Raw genomic sequence first — 13,915 nt, forward strand, 5'->3', positions numbered from 1 at the left:
GCCAGGGTCTCTGCCACCATGAGCCAGCGCCTACGCAAGTTTCTCGACCGCCAGGAGCGGCACTTTCAGCCCGGCGGGCGCTGGGAGCGCTTCGGCGCCGTGTTCGAGCTGATGGACACCTTCCTCTATACGCCGTCCACGGTCACCGCCCGCGCGCCGCACGTGCGCGACGGCATCGATCTGAAGCGGGTGATGATCTTCGTCTGGATCGCGGTGATCCCCGCCACGCTGTTCGGCATGTTCAACATCGGGCTCCAGGCCAATCAGGCCATGGCGGCCATGGGCGTGGAAGAGGTCCCGGGCTGGCGCGGCGCGGTGCTCTGGCTGCTCGGCGCCGGTGGCTATGACCCGGCGAGCCTGTGGGACAACTTCCTGCACGGCGCGGTGTACTTCGTGCCCATCTACGCCGTCACCATGGCCGCCGGCGGCTTCTGGGAGGTGCTCTTCGCCACCGTACGCAATCACGAGGTGAACGAAGGGTTCCTTGTGACCTCCATCCTCTTCGCGCTGACCCTGCCGCCTGACATTCCGCTCTGGCAGGTGGCGCTCGGCATGTCCTTCGGCGTGGTCATCGGCAAGGAGGTCTTCGGCGGCACCGGCAAGAATTTTCTGAATCCCGCCCTCACCGGTCGGGCCTTCCTGTTCTTCGCCTACCCCGCCGAGATCTCGGGCGACGGGGTCTGGACCGCGGTGGACGGCTTCAGCGGGGCTACGCCCTTGATGCTGGCGGCGGAAGGCGGTGTGGAGGCCATCCAGGCCGCCGGCGTCACCTGGTGGAGTGCCTTCTTCGGCACCATCCAGGGCTCCATCGGCGCCACCTCCACGCTGTTCATCATCGTCGGCGCCGCCTTCATGCTGTTCACCGGTGTCGCCTCCTGGCGGATCATGGCCGGGGTGTTCCTGGGCGTCGTCGCCACGGCGCTCATGTTCAACGGCCTCGGCAGCGAGACCAATCCCGCCTTCGGCCTGCCCTGGCATTGGCACATGGTGCTCGGGGGCGTCGCCTTCGGCCTGGTGTTCATGGCCACGGACCCTGTGTCTGCGTCCATGACGGAGACGGGCAAGTGGATCTACGGCTTCCTCATCGGCTTCATGACCGTGCTGATCCGGGTGCTGAACCCGGCCTATCCGGAGGGCGTGATGCTGGCGATCCTGTTCGGCAATCTGTTCGCGCCGCTGATTGACTGGTTCGTGGTGCAGGCAAATGTGCGGCGCCGGCGGCGGAGGGACCTGGCATGAGCAACGCTGTGATCAGCCGGCTGCGGGCGGTGTTTGCCCTGCCCAACGATGATCCGCGCAAGACCCTGGCCGTGGCCGTAGCCCTGTGCCTGGCCTGCTCGGTGGTGGTGTCGGCGACGGCCGTCACCCTGCGCCCGCTGCAGGAGCGCAATGCTGCGCTGGAGCTGAGGCGGGAGGTGGTGAAGGTGGCGGGGCTGGATGACCCGGGCGTGAGTCTGGAGCAGGCCTTCGAGCAGATCGAGACGGTCCTCGTGGACCTGGATACGGGCGAGCTTATCGACGGTGGCGCAGCGGCGACCTATTCCTACCGGGAGGCGGCGCAGGACCCGGCGCAGAGCCTGGCCCTGGGATACGACCCCGGCGGCATCCGCCGCCGCCCGAATCGCATGCCCGTCTACCTGGTGCGTGAGGACGGCGCGCTCCAAACCATCGTGCTGCCCGTCTACGGCCAGGGACTCTGGTCCACCATGCACGGTCTGCTGGCGCTGGCACCGGACGGTCGCACCGCCAAGGGCCTCACCTTCTACGAGCAGCGCGAGACCGCCGGCCTCGGCAGCGAGGTGGCGAGCCCCAAGTGGCTCGGCCAGTGGCCCGGCAAGACCGTCATCGGCCCCGACGGCGAGCCCGTCATCGAGGTGGTCAAGGGCAGCGTGGACCCGAGCGCGCCCAATGCCGAGTACAAGGTGGACGGCCTGTCGGGCGCGACCCTCACCAGCAACGGCGTCGAGAGCCTGATGGATTTCTGGCTCGGGGAGCAGGGATATGGACCGTTCCTGGCGCGGTTGGATGAATTGGGGCGGTAGCTGCGGGAAAGTGGAGAGTGCAGGAGTGCAGGAGTGCAGGAGTGCAGGAGTGCAGGAGTGCAGTTGCGGCCCGCGCTGGCATGGAAGTGCACTTCTGCACGCCTCGGCCCGTCCTCTCGCTCGCCGTTGATCACTGAAACATGATCTGGATTCGACCATGAACGGCACCGACACCAAACTCCTCGTCGAGCCCATCGTCGACAACAACCCCATCACGCTGCAGATTCTCGGCATCTGCTCGGCGCTGGCGGTGACCACCAAGCTGGGGCCCGCCATTACCATGAGCATTGCGCTGACGGCGGTGATCGTCGGTGCCTCGGTGATCATCAGCCTGATCCGGGAGCACATGCCGAGCAGCATCCGCATCATCATCCAGATGACCATCATCGCCTCGCTGGTCATCGTGGTGGATCAGGTGCTCCAGGCCTTCGCCTATGAGCTCTCCAAGCAGTTATCGGTGTTCGTCGGGCTCATCATCACCAACTGCATCGTGCTCGGCCGCGCCGAGGCCTTCGCGTCCAAGAATCCGCCCTGGCCGAGCTTCCTGGACGCACTCGGCCATGGCCTGGGCTACAGCGCCATACTCATCACCGTCGCCGCCATTCGCGAGCTGCTCGGCTCCGGGACGTTACTCGGTGTGCAGGTGCTGCCATTGCTGGAAGACGGCGGCTGGTACGAGCCCAATGGCCTGATGCTGCTGGCCCCGGGTGCCTTCTTCATCATCGGGCTCATGATCTGGGCCATCCGCACCTGGCGCCCGCAGCAGATCGAGAAGCCCGAGTACCGCATCCACATCGTGCATCGCACCGAGGCCGGATGAGCGCGAGCGCGATGCCCCCGCCGGCTCCGGCAGCGCCCGCCGCAGCAGCGCGCACCCGGCCGGCCTTGCTCTGAGGACGCTGTTTTCATGGAGCACTACCTGTCCCTGCTGTTCAAGGCGGTGTTCGTCGAGAACCTGGCGCTCGCCTTCTTTCTCGGCATGTGCACCTTCCTCGCCGTGTCCAAGCGCATCACGACGGCGCTGGGCCTCGGGCTCGCGGTGATCGTGGTGCAGACCATCACGGTGCCGGTGAATGCCGTCATCCACCAGTACCTGCTCGCGGAGGGGGCGCTCGGCTGGCTCGGCCTGAGCGATCTTGATCTGTCCTTTCTCGGGCTCATCACCTACATCGGCGTCATCGCCGCCATGGTGCAGATCCTGGAGATGACGCTGGACCGGTACTTCCCCGCCCTGTACCAGGCGCTCGGCATCTTCCTGCCGCTCATCACGGTCAACTGCGCCATCCTCGGCGGCTCGCTGTTCATGGTGGAGCGCGGTTACAACCTGCCGGAGAGCACCGTCTACGGCTTCGGCACCGGGCTCGGCTGGGCGCTGGCGCTGGTGCTGCTGGCGGGCATCCGCGAGAAGCTCAAGTACAGCGACGTGCCTGATGGGCTCCAGGGGCTCGGCATCACCTTCATCACCACCGGGCTGATGGCCATGGCCTTCATGTCGTTCTCCGGCATCAGCATCTGACGCGGCGCCGGCGACACGGGAGCATTGCAGCGGTCGACTGCACGGGAGAGTAAACAGATGCCAGTGCCGGCGGAGTACGAGCGCGTTTCGGTGCAGTTCTACGCGTATCTGGTGGATGGCCCGGGACATGCCCGGGCTCTGGAGCATGCATGTCACCTCCATCATGACGCAGGGGTGTTTCAGGCCTTCCGCCGGCGCGGTCGATTTCCGGCGGCCGTGAATCGGTGGGCGACAACAGCATTCGGCACACAGACCCACAGCACGCCCGGTTGACGGCGGGCGCCAGCGGAGACCCATCCATGCTCACGCTCTCCTTCGGTATTCTGATCTTCACCGCCGTCGTGCTGATGCTGGTGACGGTCATCCTCGGTGCCCGCAACCTGCTGGTGCCCTCGGGCGATGTGCATATCGACATCAACGGTGAACGGGACATCGCGAGCGGCGCCGGGCAGAAGCTGCTGGGCGCGCTCGCAGAGGCGGGGCTGTTCGTGCCCTCCGCCTGCGGCGGCGGCGGCACCTGTGGTCAGTGTCGGGTCAGGGTGCTGGAAGGCGGCGGCAAGCTGCTGCCCACCGAGTCCAGCCTCATCAACCGTCGCGAGGCGGCGGAGGGCTACCGGCTCTCCTGCCAGGTGGCCATCAAAGAGGACCTGCGCATCGAGCTTCCCCGGGAGCTGTTCGGCATCCGCAAATGGGAATGCCGGGTGCGCTCCAACCGCAGCGTATCCACCTTCATCAAGGAGCTGATCCTGGAACTGCCGAAGGGCGAAGACGTCGCCTTTCGCGCCGGCGGCTACATCCAGATCGAATGCCCGCCGTATCACCTCAAGTTCAGCGATTTCGAGATTCCCGAGCACCTGCGTGGCGACTGGGACAAGTATGACCTCTGGCGGTTCGAGGCCGGCACCAGGCACCGCGTTACCCGGGCCTATTCCATGGCCAACTATCCGGGCGAGGCGGGCATCATCATGCTCAATGTGCGTATCGCCACCCCGCCGCCGGATCACCCCGAGATGCCGCCGGGGATCATGTCCAGCTACATCTTCGGCCTCGAGCCCGGCGACACCGTCACCATCGCCGGCCCCTTCGGCGAGTTCTTCGCCAAGGAGACGGATGCGGAAATGATCTTCGTCGGCGGCGGTGCCGGCATGGCGCCCATGCGCAGCCACATCTTCGACCAGCTGAAACGGCTCGACAGCAAACGGCCCATGACCTTCTGGTACGGCGCCCGCAGCAAGCGCGAGATCTTCTACCAGGAAGACTTCGATGAGCTTGCCCGCGGTCACGACAACTTCGAATGGCACATCGCGCTCTCCGACCCGCAGCCGGAGGACAACTGGCAGGGCGAGACGGGCTTCATCCACAAGGTGCTGTTCGAGAAGTATCTCAAGGATCATCCGACCCCCGAAGACTGTGAGTACTACCTCTGCGGCCCGCCCATGATGACCGCCTCCGTCATCGGCATGCTGCACAGCCTGGGGGTCGAGGACGACAACATCCTGCTGGACAACTTCGGCGGCTGACCCGGCGCCGCTGGTGTAACGTCGGCCGAGCCGCAGGGTAGGCAAAGCGAAGCGTGCCCACCGTTCGCGTGGATGCTGCGGTACACCGGCTTCGATCAGCAGCCGTGGCGAACCGGGGTAAGGTGGGCAAAGCGTGGCAACCGAGCCCGTCGATGCTGCCGTAGACCGGCTTTCATCAGCCGCCGCGGCGCAGCCCATCAGACCCGTCGATCCAATACATCCAGTCACAGCCGGCGAGAGCACCACGCCCATGCACGAGCTCCTCTTCACCCTGGTCATCTTTCCCCTCGCCGTCGCCGGCCTCGCCCTCAAGGTCCTCGCCGGTCGCCCCGGCATCACCGGCAGCTGCGGCGGCCTGAACCAGATTCCCGGCGTCGAGTCCGACTGCGGCGGCGCCTGCCGCATCCCGGGCCGGTCCTGCCCGAGCCAGCGCAACTGAGGCGCACCGGAAGCGCCGACTCCCAGTCGGCCCACTCCTGGGGGCGCCGACTCCCAGTCGACCCACTCCTGGGGGCGCCGACTTCCAGTCGGCCGCCGGCTGCCCGGCTCCATTCCGGGCACACCGCGTCAAACCCGCGAACCGCACGCAACCCGCAATCAGCTGACCAAAGCGATCTCGCCTCTTTCCCTGGAGAAACCTCCACCATGCCGGCCGCGTTGCACCAACTCCTGACCCAGCTCCCCAGCCCACCCCGTGCACACCGCCCGAGCAGCGTCTAAGCTTGCAGCCCCGCACCCACAGCCCTGAGGACACGCCCGTGCTCGAATCCAAGACCGCCAAAGAGGCCATGTCACGGCACCTGATCACCCTGCACCCGGAGATGGACGTGCTCGAGGCCGTCCGCATCCTGGTGGAGGAGCGCATCTCCGGCGCCCCGGTGCTGGACCAGGTGGGCAATCTCGTCGGTATCCTCACCGAGCGCGACTGCATGCACGTCGCCCTAGACGCCGGCTACTTCAGCGAGGACGGCGGGCGGGTCTCCAACTTCATGAAGACCGACGTCGTCACCGTCGAAGCCCACACCCCCATCACCGAGATCGCCGAGCGCTTCGCCACCAGCCACTTCCGCCGCCTGCCCGTCACGGAGCAGGGCAAGCTCATCGGCATCATCAGCCGCCGCGACGTGCTCAAGCAGCTGGAGGCCGCCTGGCAGCCGGACCGCCAGCGGATCTGACCGCCACCGGCAGCAGCTTACCCGCAGTGTTCCGCGCACGAAGATGGGCATCATCGAGACCTTGATGCTGTTCGGCATCCTCGCGCTGCTCGCGGCCTCGCCGAGCGCCAGCGTGGCATTGGTCGTCACCCGTTCGGCCACAGCATGGATTGCTGACGGCGCCGCGGTCGCCGCGGGCATTGTGCTCGGCGATCTGGTCTTCATCCTGCTGACCGTCCTCGGCCTGTCCGCGGCGGCCGAAGCCATGGGCAGCCTGTTCATGGCGCTCAAGTACCTCGGCGCCGCCTACCTGATCTGGCTCGGCGTCTCGCTGTTCAGGACCGGGCACAAGACGACAGAATCGGCCTTCAGCGGCCGGGGAACGGGCAGCCTCACGGCCAGCTTTCTCGCCGGCTTCGCGCTGACGCTCGGCGATGTCAAGGCCATCCTCTTCTACGCGAGCCTCTTCCCGATGCTGCTCGACCTGGCCGCGCTGCGGATGCTGGACGTCGCAGTCATCGTCGTGACAACCATTGCAGCCGTCGGCGGCGTCAAGCTGATCTACGCGCTCTCGGCAACGAAGCTCGCGGCCATGGCAAAAGGCCTTGCGCTTGCGAGCGCCGCCAGAAAAAACCGCCGGCGGTCTCCTGATGGCCGCAGGGGGCTTCATCATCGCCAAGGGGTAGGGTCCGCTGTGCGGACCACTCCGCTCTCAGCCTCCGCAATGGGGCGTTGGACCAAGCGGCTGCGAAGCGGCTGGGTTGAAGCCGTTACGTTCAAGCGGCGTGTTTCCATGAGCGCTTCGCTCACCCACCTTGCGGTTTTCCGATCTGCCTTGTGCCGTGCTTGCAGCCATGATGCACACTGATCGCACTCCCGCGGCCGATCCGGCCGACCCTGACCTCACCGACTATGTCGCCGGCTGGCGCGAGCGCGCCCGGCGTGAGCGCGAGGCCGCGGCCATCTGGTGCGCACGCATGCTGGTGCGGCTGCCGGCGGTGGCGCGGATGCTCCGCGACGATTTCGGCGTCGGCCGAGTGCTGCTCTTCGGCAGCCTCGCGCGTGGCGACGCTGCGCCCGGCAGCGATGTGGACCTGCTGGTGGACGGGCTCGCCATGGCCGACCTCATCCGGGCCACCGTCCGCGCCGAGCGGCTGCTGCAAGACGCACATGCCGATCTGGTGCCCACTGACTCCGCCCGGCCCGCGGTGCGCGCGCCTGCCGAGTCCGAAGGACGCGTGATCCAGGTCCCCTGATACCGAGTCCCGTCCGCGCCTGCTCGCCGCAGAGCTGCGCGCCGAGTGCGCCCGCATCGCCACGACGGTCGCCGAGATTGACAGCGCCAGCACCGAGCTCAATGCATCGACATGCACACGCCTCTCGATCTATGGCGCCGCCGCCCTGCTCGAGACCTTCTACACGGGCATCGAAAAGGTGCTCACCCGCATCGCCGCCACCATGGGCGGCATGCCGCACGGCGCCGCCTGGCACCGTCGGCTGCTGGATGACGCAGCACTGCAGCTGCCTAAGCTGCGGCCGGCAATCTTGTCCGCCGACACCGTCCGCGCGCTGGAGCCCTACCTTGCCTTCCGCCATCGCTGCCGAAACCTCTACCTCTTCGATCTCGATGCCGCGTTGGTGAAGCCGCTGACATCCTTCAGTCGGCAGCACGCCCCCCTCCCGGCGGTGTATGCCCCGAACCTTCGCGCGGATCGACCAGCGGCACGGCCGGGGCCAGGTCTTGAGCGGCACGGCCGGAGCCAGGTCTTGCATTCAGGCACGCCGAGATTTCGAGGCCGCCGTCGTGTTGGAGCGGCGCTCAACGGCAAACCGTCGCACGGCCCGGCTCACCGTCGAATAATGCACGCCGAAGAAGGCGGCGATCTCCTGCATCGTGTAGACGCCGGTGGCGAAGGCCCGCGCCATGGCCTCGCCGGGCTCGGAACAGCGGCGCGCAAGGCTCGCCAGCGGCTGCGCCAAGGCCCGGCGCTGCGCGCGCGGGACTTCCCGCAGCCGCTCCAAGGGTTTGGCGGTGGCGCAGTGGCGCTCGGCGAAACCCTCGCTGCCGAGAAACACCTGATGTCGCAGATCGTCCCAGATGCTGGCACGACCAACGCCTTGGCGCACGAAATCCGCATAGCGTGCCTGCGCATGGGCACGCTCCTCGCCGAACTGCCCGAGCAGCCAATCCGTCTCCAGCCACGCCGGCGCCGACGCCTGCCCGACCATCGCCCGACAGCTGCTCCATGCCCAGTCCTCCGCCGCCCGGACCATCCCGGCGCGCACCGGATTGAGCACGACGCAGCGCGCGAGCTGCAGCAGCTAGGCATCGCGTTCCACCAGGATCGCCTTGAAGCGTCCCTGGAACAGGTGCCCGACCAGTCCGTGGCGTCGGTTGGTACGCTGGGTGTACACACCGTTCAGCTGGCGCATGCCCTTGGACAGGTTGGCCTAAGGCATCTCGACGACCCCATGGTAATGGTTCGTCATCTGGCAGTAGGCATGGCAGCGCCAGTTGAAGCGCTAACACACCTCGCCGAAGAGATCCAGCCAAGCGGTGCGGTCCGCATCGTCATGATAAATGGCCTCGCGCCGATCACCGCGGGAGGTGACATGGTAGTGTCCATCGACCAGCTCGATGCGAAGGGGTTTGGCCATGTGCTGAGTCTAGTGCAGCACTGCTAAAGTCGTGAGACCAGTTCTAGGTTTATGAGGTAAGATCTTGATCAGGATTAGTTTTGCTGATCAGAGGTCTATGCACAGAGCTATGGTCAAGACTGGTGTATGACCTTGGGGCCAGAGTGCTGAGTCAGGCGGCCTCCCGTTGCTTCTCCGGTGGGTCGTCGGTCACCGGAATCCCGTCTTCGTAGCGGGTCCCCGCGAGCAGCTCGGCGACCTTCTCCGGGGCGCGGATGCGCCGTCAGGACTTGGCCGCTTCCTCGGCGAGCTTGAAGGCCAAGCCGAGGAAGGTGCTGCGGGAGACGCAGTTCTTGGTCCGCGTGGTGCGGTGGCGCACGGTCGCGAACGTGGACTTGATCGGGTTGGTGGTGCGCAGGTGCACCCAGTGCTCGGCCGGGAAGGCGAAGGAGGCGAGCAGGGCATCGCGGTCCTTCACCAGCTTCTCGGTCGCCTTTGGGTACTTGGCTCCGTAGCGCTTGAGGAAGCGCCCGAAAGCCTGCTCGGCGGCCTTGCGGGTGGGCGCCAGGAAGACTCGCCTGCAGGTCGCTTTTCGCCTTGCCTTGCAGCGACTTCGGCAGGGCCGCGAGCACGTTGCCCATCTTGTGGAACCAGCAGCGCTGATGTGCCGTCTCGGGATAGACCTGCTCCAGCGCCGACCAGAACCCCAACGCGCCGTCGCCGACGGCCAGGCGAGGGCCGCCCTTCAGACCGCGCTCTTTGAGATCGCGCAGGACGTCAAGCCAGGACGCGGTGCATTCGCGCAGGCCGTCTTCGATGGCCACCCACTCCTTGGTGCCGTCAGCCGTGACGCCGATGATCACCAGCAGGCACAGCTTGGGGTCTTCGCTTTCGCGCAGCGAGGTGTAGATGCCGTCGACCCAGAAGTACGCGTATTCCTTGCCTTCCAGGGAGCGGCGCGACCAGCCCTGGTACTCCTCGCTCCACTGCGCCTTCAATCGTCCCAGCGCGCCCGGCGAGAGGCCTTTGGCGCCCTCGCCGACCAGCACCTCCAGCGCCTCGCCGAGATCGCCGCTGGAGACGCCCTTGAGGTACAGCCACGCCAGCGCCGCGGCCACCCGGGCGCTGCGACGCACGTACGGCGGCGCCAGCGCGGAGTTGAACTTCACCCCCGAGCTGGTGCGGTCGCGCACCTTGGGCACCCGCACCTCGACCGGCCCGACGGTGGTCAGGATCTCGCGCGCCGGCAGATGGCCGTTGCGCACCACCGCGCGGCGCCCGTCGATCAGCGACACCTCCGAAAACTCGTCGAGCAAGGTCTCAACCTCCGCCTCAATGGCCCGCTGGAGAATGTCCCGCGCCCTGCGGCGCACCAGCTCTTCCAACGGCAGGCCGACCTCGGCGAGCACCTCCTTTCCTGCCGCACTTGCCTCGACTGCCCCTCGATTCGTATCGTCGCGCATGGCGCACCTCTCATGTTGCTGCTTTGGGTCTCGACAACCGCATTGTCAGCAACGGTGCGCCGCCTCCTCAACCTCTACCAGGCCCTGCTGATACACCAGATTCGAGCATAGCTCCCTCGTCCTCGACTATCCACGCGCGGCGCTCGCGCTGTTCGCCGCCGCCGAGGCGGCAGCCCTCGACCCGCAAGCTGAGCTCGCGGCCCTGGCGCTTGGCGAGCCTGGCGACGGGGAAGCTGCGACGTTCCGCCGACGTGCTGCGTGCCAAGTCTGATTCGGTGAGGGTTCGCGGCGAGGCAAGCAGGCTGCCGTGTCGCAGCACGTGGCGCAGGACCTGTCCGGGGATCGAGTCCGCGAAGAGCGCCGCGCTGATCAGGACATTCGTGTCGATGACGCAGCGCAGCTCAGTCGGCGGCATTCAGGATCTCGTCCAGCAGCTCCGGTGTCAGGCCACGTGCCTGCGCTTTGCCGGCCAAGTCGTCCATGATGTCTTCGAGGGAGCGACTGGTTCGTGTCGCCTCGGTCAGCCGCAACGTGAGCAGGGCGTCGAGCTTAGCTTCGGCACCGCTTAAAACTGCTTCACCCGAATCTTCATGGTCTGAATCCGGTACGCGATCTGCCTTGGGGTCATGCCGAGCAGGCGCGCGGCTTTGGCCTGGACCCAGCCGGCCTGTTCCAGGGCGGCGATGACGCGCTCGCGCTCGTCGATGTCGGGGTCGCTGAGGTCGATGTTGTCGGCGCCGGGGGAGGCGACGGGTCCGGAGCCGGCGGCGGCCATGGCGGTCTCGGGCAGGGCGCCGACGTCGAGGCCGGTCAAATTCAGTACGTCGCGGTCGATGATGCCGCCCTCGCTCATGACGGCGGCGCGCTCCATGCAGTTCTCCAGCTCGCGCACGTTGCCGGGCCAGTTTCGAAGCCGTGGCTGCTCTTCAGGTGCCGGCGCAGGGTGTCGCGCAGCTCCAGTGCGCCATCCGGACGCCGTAGCCGCGAACCAGCATTGATGCCGTTGTTGCCGCGGATTACATTGCTTGGCCCTACTTGGGTTCCTAAAGAACGAGTCCTCGCCTCGCGCAATGACACACAGCATCGAGATTTTCGTCGCGGCGCAACAGGCTGTTGCCGCCGGTACACCCATGACCCCGCGGAGCGCGAACGACAAGGAGTATTTTCCGCAGGACTGGTTTGCGGATCGGGTATCGGCAGTGGGGCTGCCGTTCGCGGCCCAAGGCCGTAACAGCTACCCGGACTTCTGGGTCGGGGACAGCGGAACCCCGCCGGTCGAGGGCTTCGAGATCAAGTCGCTCGCGTTCAGCAACGGCCGGCCGGCGCGGCGGGACTACGACTCGAACAGCAGGATCCCTTCGGGGCGGAAGGACGGCCGCGACGTGTTCCTGGTGTTCTTTCTCTACACCGGTTCGCGCGGCGACCCTCGGCCGGTTCATTCGCTGTGCATCGCCCACCCCGATCTGATCAACGCCGATCACGCCGTTGCCGCCGCGCACATCAACGAGGGCATTGGTGGATTCGGGTCGTACGGTGACGGCTTCATCCGGGATCGGAAGATGTACCGCTTCCCGCAGCCCTATACGATTGATCCGAGCGGGTTGGGGCGCTGCCGATTGATCGTGCCCACGGATTGGGCGGTGGCGGATACGCGGCTCGCGCAGGTCGGGACAATCGACCGGACGATCTCTGATCAGGCGCTGAAGCGTTACGAAATCCACCTCGACGGCAGCACCGGCGCCACCGCTAAGCGCACCGTGCGGCCCGATGCGGGGCAGGTGCGCAGGTTCGATGTGTTCGAGTGCAAGCAGTAACAGCGCTTGCCTGTGTGAGCAGACACGCTGACTGCGCTGGTGTCGCGACGGCGGCCACAGGCCCGGCTACCTCGATGGTGACGCCATCTTGGCCCGAGAGCACCAGGGCTGGAAGCCCTGGCTACGCATCGCTGCCGGCGCATGGCCGGGACAATTGTCCGGGATGTCAAAAGAGCGATGCCTGCACCGCGCGGTGTTCCTCCGCCGCTCCCGGGGTGGGCTGCCGCGCAGCCTGCGCCTCGAACAGCCGCTGGGAAATGGCGGCGCAGTCCGTCAGTGCGGGCTCGAAGGCAGGCAGCACATCAGCGGTCTTGCGTCCTGCGCAGAGCTCGACGAGGGCTTGGCTGAACACAATGATCCGCACGTCGTTCAAGGACAGCCGGCGTCCGGTGTGGTTGAAGCGCGCGACCTTATCGCCCGCTGCGGACTCGGCCGCCTCCAGTGCCTCCATCGGCGGGAGCAGCGGGCGGCGGTCGTCGGCAGCCTTGCGACAGACCATCAGCACGTCCAGGTCGATCGGCGATTTCGCCGCGAGCTTGGGGGTCGCCACGGACATTTCCGCCTTGACGGGCTGCGCCTGCACCAGCTTGAAGCCAGCGCTCAGCACCGCGGCGGCGACGGAGATCCAGCCGTCTTCGCGGGAATGATGGTACGAGAACACCAACAGCCCGTCGTCCTTCAGCACCCGGTGGCATTCGCCGAATACCCCGGTCAGCTTGTCGGAGAAGCGGCCGGCATCGGTGTCCTGGACCTCCTTCTCGGTGCGCGTGGTCGCGGCGGGCTGTGTGCCGCCTGCGTCCAACCAGAGCGATTGCCAGACATGGAAGAAATCCGCCAGCTCGGAGTAATGCACGTTGTCGTAGAAGGGCGGGTCCGTGATGACGGCATCGACGCAGCGGTCCGGCAGGTCGGTCGCGGCGGAGTCGCCGCAGGAGAGGTAGATGGACCCCGGCGGCAGCCCATCCTCGGGCCAGGCATCAAGCACCGGCGCGCCCATGGGCCGGCTCTTGCCGTAGAGCTTCAGGCCCGCCTTCTTGCCCGGCTGGCGCCCGCCGGCCGGATCGAGCACGATCTCATAGGGTGCCGCCTTGTAGTCCACGGCGCGCAGCAGCCGGGACTGAAACAGGTTCAGGAAGGAGCCGGAGGACTTGGGCGTGCCCCAGAGATTGGCCTCAATCGGCGTGCGCTCGGGCTTCAGCACGTGATGGGCGAACATGTGCCGCACGGCGCCCGTCCCTTCACCCTTGTAGCTGGCGAACATGTTGTTGAACTCCAAGACCCCGGACAACAGCACGAACATCGCCTCGCGCTCGGGGCCGGCGGGCAGGCGGCCGATGCCGTCGGCGAGCAGGCTGATCGCAAGCAGTTGCCGATCATTGAAGAACTGGTCCCAACGGCTGTAGCCGTAGCTCAACACCTGCCGGGTGTTGTATCCAGATGTGATCTCGACGCGCGGAATGGGCGGCGCGAGCTCCGCAAGCGCTTGCCTTGCAGTCGCGTAGGTCGCCGCGTCCTCGCCGGTGGCGGCGAGGTATTCCTTATCGCCATCGGCGCGCAGCACCAGCTTGGCGTACAAGCGGTGACGCGGCGGCTCGCCCTGCGCACGGGCCGTCCTGGCGATGGGAAAGCTGGACCCACAGTGCGCGCAGGTGGCATTCGCCCCCTTCACGGTGCCGGCATGATGATCGTAGATCGTGTTGCAGGCCGGACAGGTGGCGGCGGCATTCGTGTAGAGGGCCGCATGCACAGCGCCGCACTCGGGGCAGCAA

The 13,915-nt window shown here is 66.7% G+C and carries 14 protein-coding genes and 4 pseudogenes; 11 read left to right on the top strand and 7 right to left on the bottom strand.

The genetic code is table 11. From position 1 onward, the window contains the following. The first annotated feature begins 18 nt into the window (after positions 1-18). From QZ607_RS00885 to QZ607_RS25775, 10 genes and pseudogenes are all read left to right on the top strand, one after another. On the top strand, positions 19-1,239 hold the full coding sequence (locus tag QZ607_RS00885) for an NADH:ubiquinone reductase (Na(+)-transporting) subunit B (protein WP_295878555.1): 1,221 nt from the start codon (positions 19-21) through the stop codon (positions 1,237-1,239). Next, positions 1,236-2,042, top strand: a complete 807-nt coding sequence (locus QZ607_RS00890; RefSeq protein WP_295878556.1) for a Na(+)-translocating NADH-quinone reductase subunit C — start codon at positions 1,236-1,238, stop codon at positions 2,040-2,042. Before QZ607_RS00885 ends, QZ607_RS00890 begins: the two co-directional genes overlap by 4 nt. Before the next feature lie 157 nt (positions 2,043-2,199). Further along, positions 2,200-2,862: an NADH:ubiquinone reductase (Na(+)-transporting) subunit D gene (locus tag QZ607_RS00895; protein WP_295878557.1), complete on the top strand. Its 663-nt coding sequence runs from the start codon at positions 2,200-2,202 to the stop codon at positions 2,860-2,862. Positions 2,863-2,949: 87 nt separating this feature from the next. Then, a complete protein-coding gene (nqrE, locus tag QZ607_RS00900) occupies positions 2,950-3,558 on the top strand; it encodes an NADH:ubiquinone reductase (Na(+)-transporting) subunit E (RefSeq protein WP_295878560.1) in 609 nt (202 codons plus the stop codon). A 299-nt stretch (positions 3,559-3,857) separates the two neighbouring features. Then, on the top strand, positions 3,858-5,078 hold the full coding sequence (gene nqrF, locus QZ607_RS00905) for an NADH:ubiquinone reductase (Na(+)-transporting) subunit F (protein WP_295878562.1): 1,221 nt from the start codon (positions 3,858-3,860) through the stop codon (positions 5,076-5,078). Between the two features lie 250 nt (positions 5,079-5,328). Continuing rightward, a complete protein-coding gene (locus QZ607_RS00910; RefSeq protein WP_295878564.1) occupies positions 5,329-5,517 on the top strand; it encodes a hypothetical protein in 189 nt (62 codons plus the stop codon). Positions 5,518-5,836: 319 nt separating this feature from the next. After that, on the top strand, positions 5,837-6,253 hold the full coding sequence (locus tag QZ607_RS00915) for a CBS domain-containing protein (RefSeq protein WP_295878566.1): 417 nt from the start codon (positions 5,837-5,839) through the stop codon (positions 6,251-6,253). Between the two features lie 43 nt (positions 6,254-6,296). Further along, positions 6,297-7,100, top strand: coding sequence for a LysE family translocator (locus tag QZ607_RS00920; RefSeq protein WP_295878568.1), 804 nt, complete (start codon positions 6,297-6,299; stop codon positions 7,098-7,100). Beyond that, positions 7,090-7,488 carry a nucleotidyltransferase domain-containing protein gene (locus tag QZ607_RS00925; RefSeq protein ID WP_295878571.1) on the top strand — a complete coding sequence of 133 codons (399 nt, stop codon included), beginning with the start codon at positions 7,090-7,092 and terminating at the stop codon, positions 7,486-7,488. Before QZ607_RS00920 ends, QZ607_RS00925 begins: the two co-directional genes overlap by 11 nt. Positions 7,489-7,633: 145 nt before the next feature. Beyond that, positions 7,634-7,885: pseudogene (locus QZ607_RS25775) on the top strand (hypothetical protein); the annotation flags it as partial. A gap of 120 nt (positions 7,886-8,005) precedes the next feature. On the opposite strand, the gene QZ607_RS25780 reads toward QZ607_RS25775, so the two are convergent. From QZ607_RS25780 to QZ607_RS00955, 6 genes and pseudogenes are all read right to left on the bottom strand, one after another. Further along, positions 8,006-8,461, bottom strand: coding sequence for a helix-turn-helix domain-containing protein (locus QZ607_RS25780; protein ID WP_367268134.1), 456 nt, complete (start codon positions 8,459-8,461; stop codon positions 8,006-8,008). Positions 8,462-8,755: 294 nt separating this feature from the next. Then, positions 8,756-8,890 (bottom strand): hypothetical protein, encoded by a 135-nt coding sequence (locus QZ607_RS00935; RefSeq protein WP_295878574.1) that lies wholly within the window; start codon positions 8,888-8,890, stop codon positions 8,756-8,758. Between the two features lie 151 nt (positions 8,891-9,041). Beyond that, a pseudogene (locus QZ607_RS00940) lies at positions 9,042-10,332 on the bottom strand (IS256 family transposase). A gap of 67 nt (positions 10,333-10,399) precedes the next feature. Further along, positions 10,400-10,747, bottom strand: a complete 348-nt coding sequence (locus QZ607_RS00945; protein WP_295878576.1) for a PIN domain-containing protein — start codon at positions 10,745-10,747, stop codon at positions 10,400-10,402. Then, entirely contained in the window at positions 10,734-10,862 is a 129-nt protein-coding gene (locus QZ607_RS00950) for a hypothetical protein (protein WP_295878578.1), read from the bottom strand. Before QZ607_RS00950 ends, QZ607_RS00945 begins: the two co-directional genes overlap by 14 nt. Before the next feature lie 35 nt (positions 10,863-10,897). After that, positions 10,898-11,239 (bottom strand): annotated as a pseudogene (locus QZ607_RS00955) (helix-turn-helix domain-containing protein); the annotation flags it as partial. A gap of 163 nt (positions 11,240-11,402) precedes the next feature. On the opposite strand from QZ607_RS00955, the gene QZ607_RS00960 reads away from it, so the two are divergent. Further along, positions 11,403-12,146 (top strand): hypothetical protein, encoded by a 744-nt coding sequence (locus QZ607_RS00960; RefSeq protein ID WP_295878580.1) that lies wholly within the window; start codon positions 11,403-11,405, stop codon positions 12,144-12,146. A 166-nt stretch (positions 12,147-12,312) separates the two neighbouring features. Here the strand turns inward: QZ607_RS00960 and QZ607_RS00965 are convergent. Beyond that, positions 12,313-13,915: pseudogene (locus QZ607_RS00965) on the bottom strand (adenine-specific DNA methylase); the annotation flags it as partial.

The organism is uncultured Thiohalocapsa sp., assembly GCF_913063425.1.
GTDB lineage: Bacteria > Pseudomonadota > Gammaproteobacteria > Chromatiales > Chromatiaceae > Thiohalocapsa.

Coding starts and splice junctions, on each gene's coding strand:
- QZ607_RS00885 (WP_295878555.1), top strand. CDS start 19: ATGAGCCAGCGCCTACGCAAGTTTCTCGACCGCCAGGAGCGGCACTTT.
- QZ607_RS00890 (WP_295878556.1), top strand. CDS start 1,236: ATGAGCAACGCTGTGATCAGCCGGCTGCGGGCGGTGTTTGCCCTGCCC.
- QZ607_RS00895 (WP_295878557.1), top strand. CDS start 2,200: ATGAACGGCACCGACACCAAACTCCTCGTCGAGCCCATCGTCGACAAC.
- nqrE (WP_295878560.1), top strand. CDS start 2,950: ATGGAGCACTACCTGTCCCTGCTGTTCAAGGCGGTGTTCGTCGAGAAC.
- nqrF (WP_295878562.1), top strand. CDS start 3,858: ATGCTCACGCTCTCCTTCGGTATTCTGATCTTCACCGCCGTCGTGCTG.
- QZ607_RS00910 (WP_295878564.1), top strand. CDS start 5,329: ATGCACGAGCTCCTCTTCACCCTGGTCATCTTTCCCCTCGCCGTCGCC.
- QZ607_RS00920 (WP_295878568.1), top strand. CDS start 6,297: ATGGGCATCATCGAGACCTTGATGCTGTTCGGCATCCTCGCGCTGCTC.
- QZ607_RS00925 (WP_295878571.1), top strand. CDS start 7,090: ATGCACACTGATCGCACTCCCGCGGCCGATCCGGCCGACCCTGACCTC.
- QZ607_RS25780 (WP_367268134.1), bottom strand. CDS start 8,461: ATGGTCGGGCAGGCGTCGGCGCCGGCGTGGCTGGAGACGGATTGGCTG.
- QZ607_RS00935 (WP_295878574.1), bottom strand. CDS start 8,890: ATGGCCAAACCCCTTCGCATCGAGCTGGTCGATGGACACTACCATGTC.
- QZ607_RS00945 (WP_295878576.1), bottom strand. CDS start 10,747: ATGCCGCCGACTGAGCTGCGCTGCGTCATCGACACGAATGTCCTGATC.
- QZ607_RS00960 (WP_295878580.1), top strand. CDS start 11,403: ATGACACACAGCATCGAGATTTTCGTCGCGGCGCAACAGGCTGTTGCC.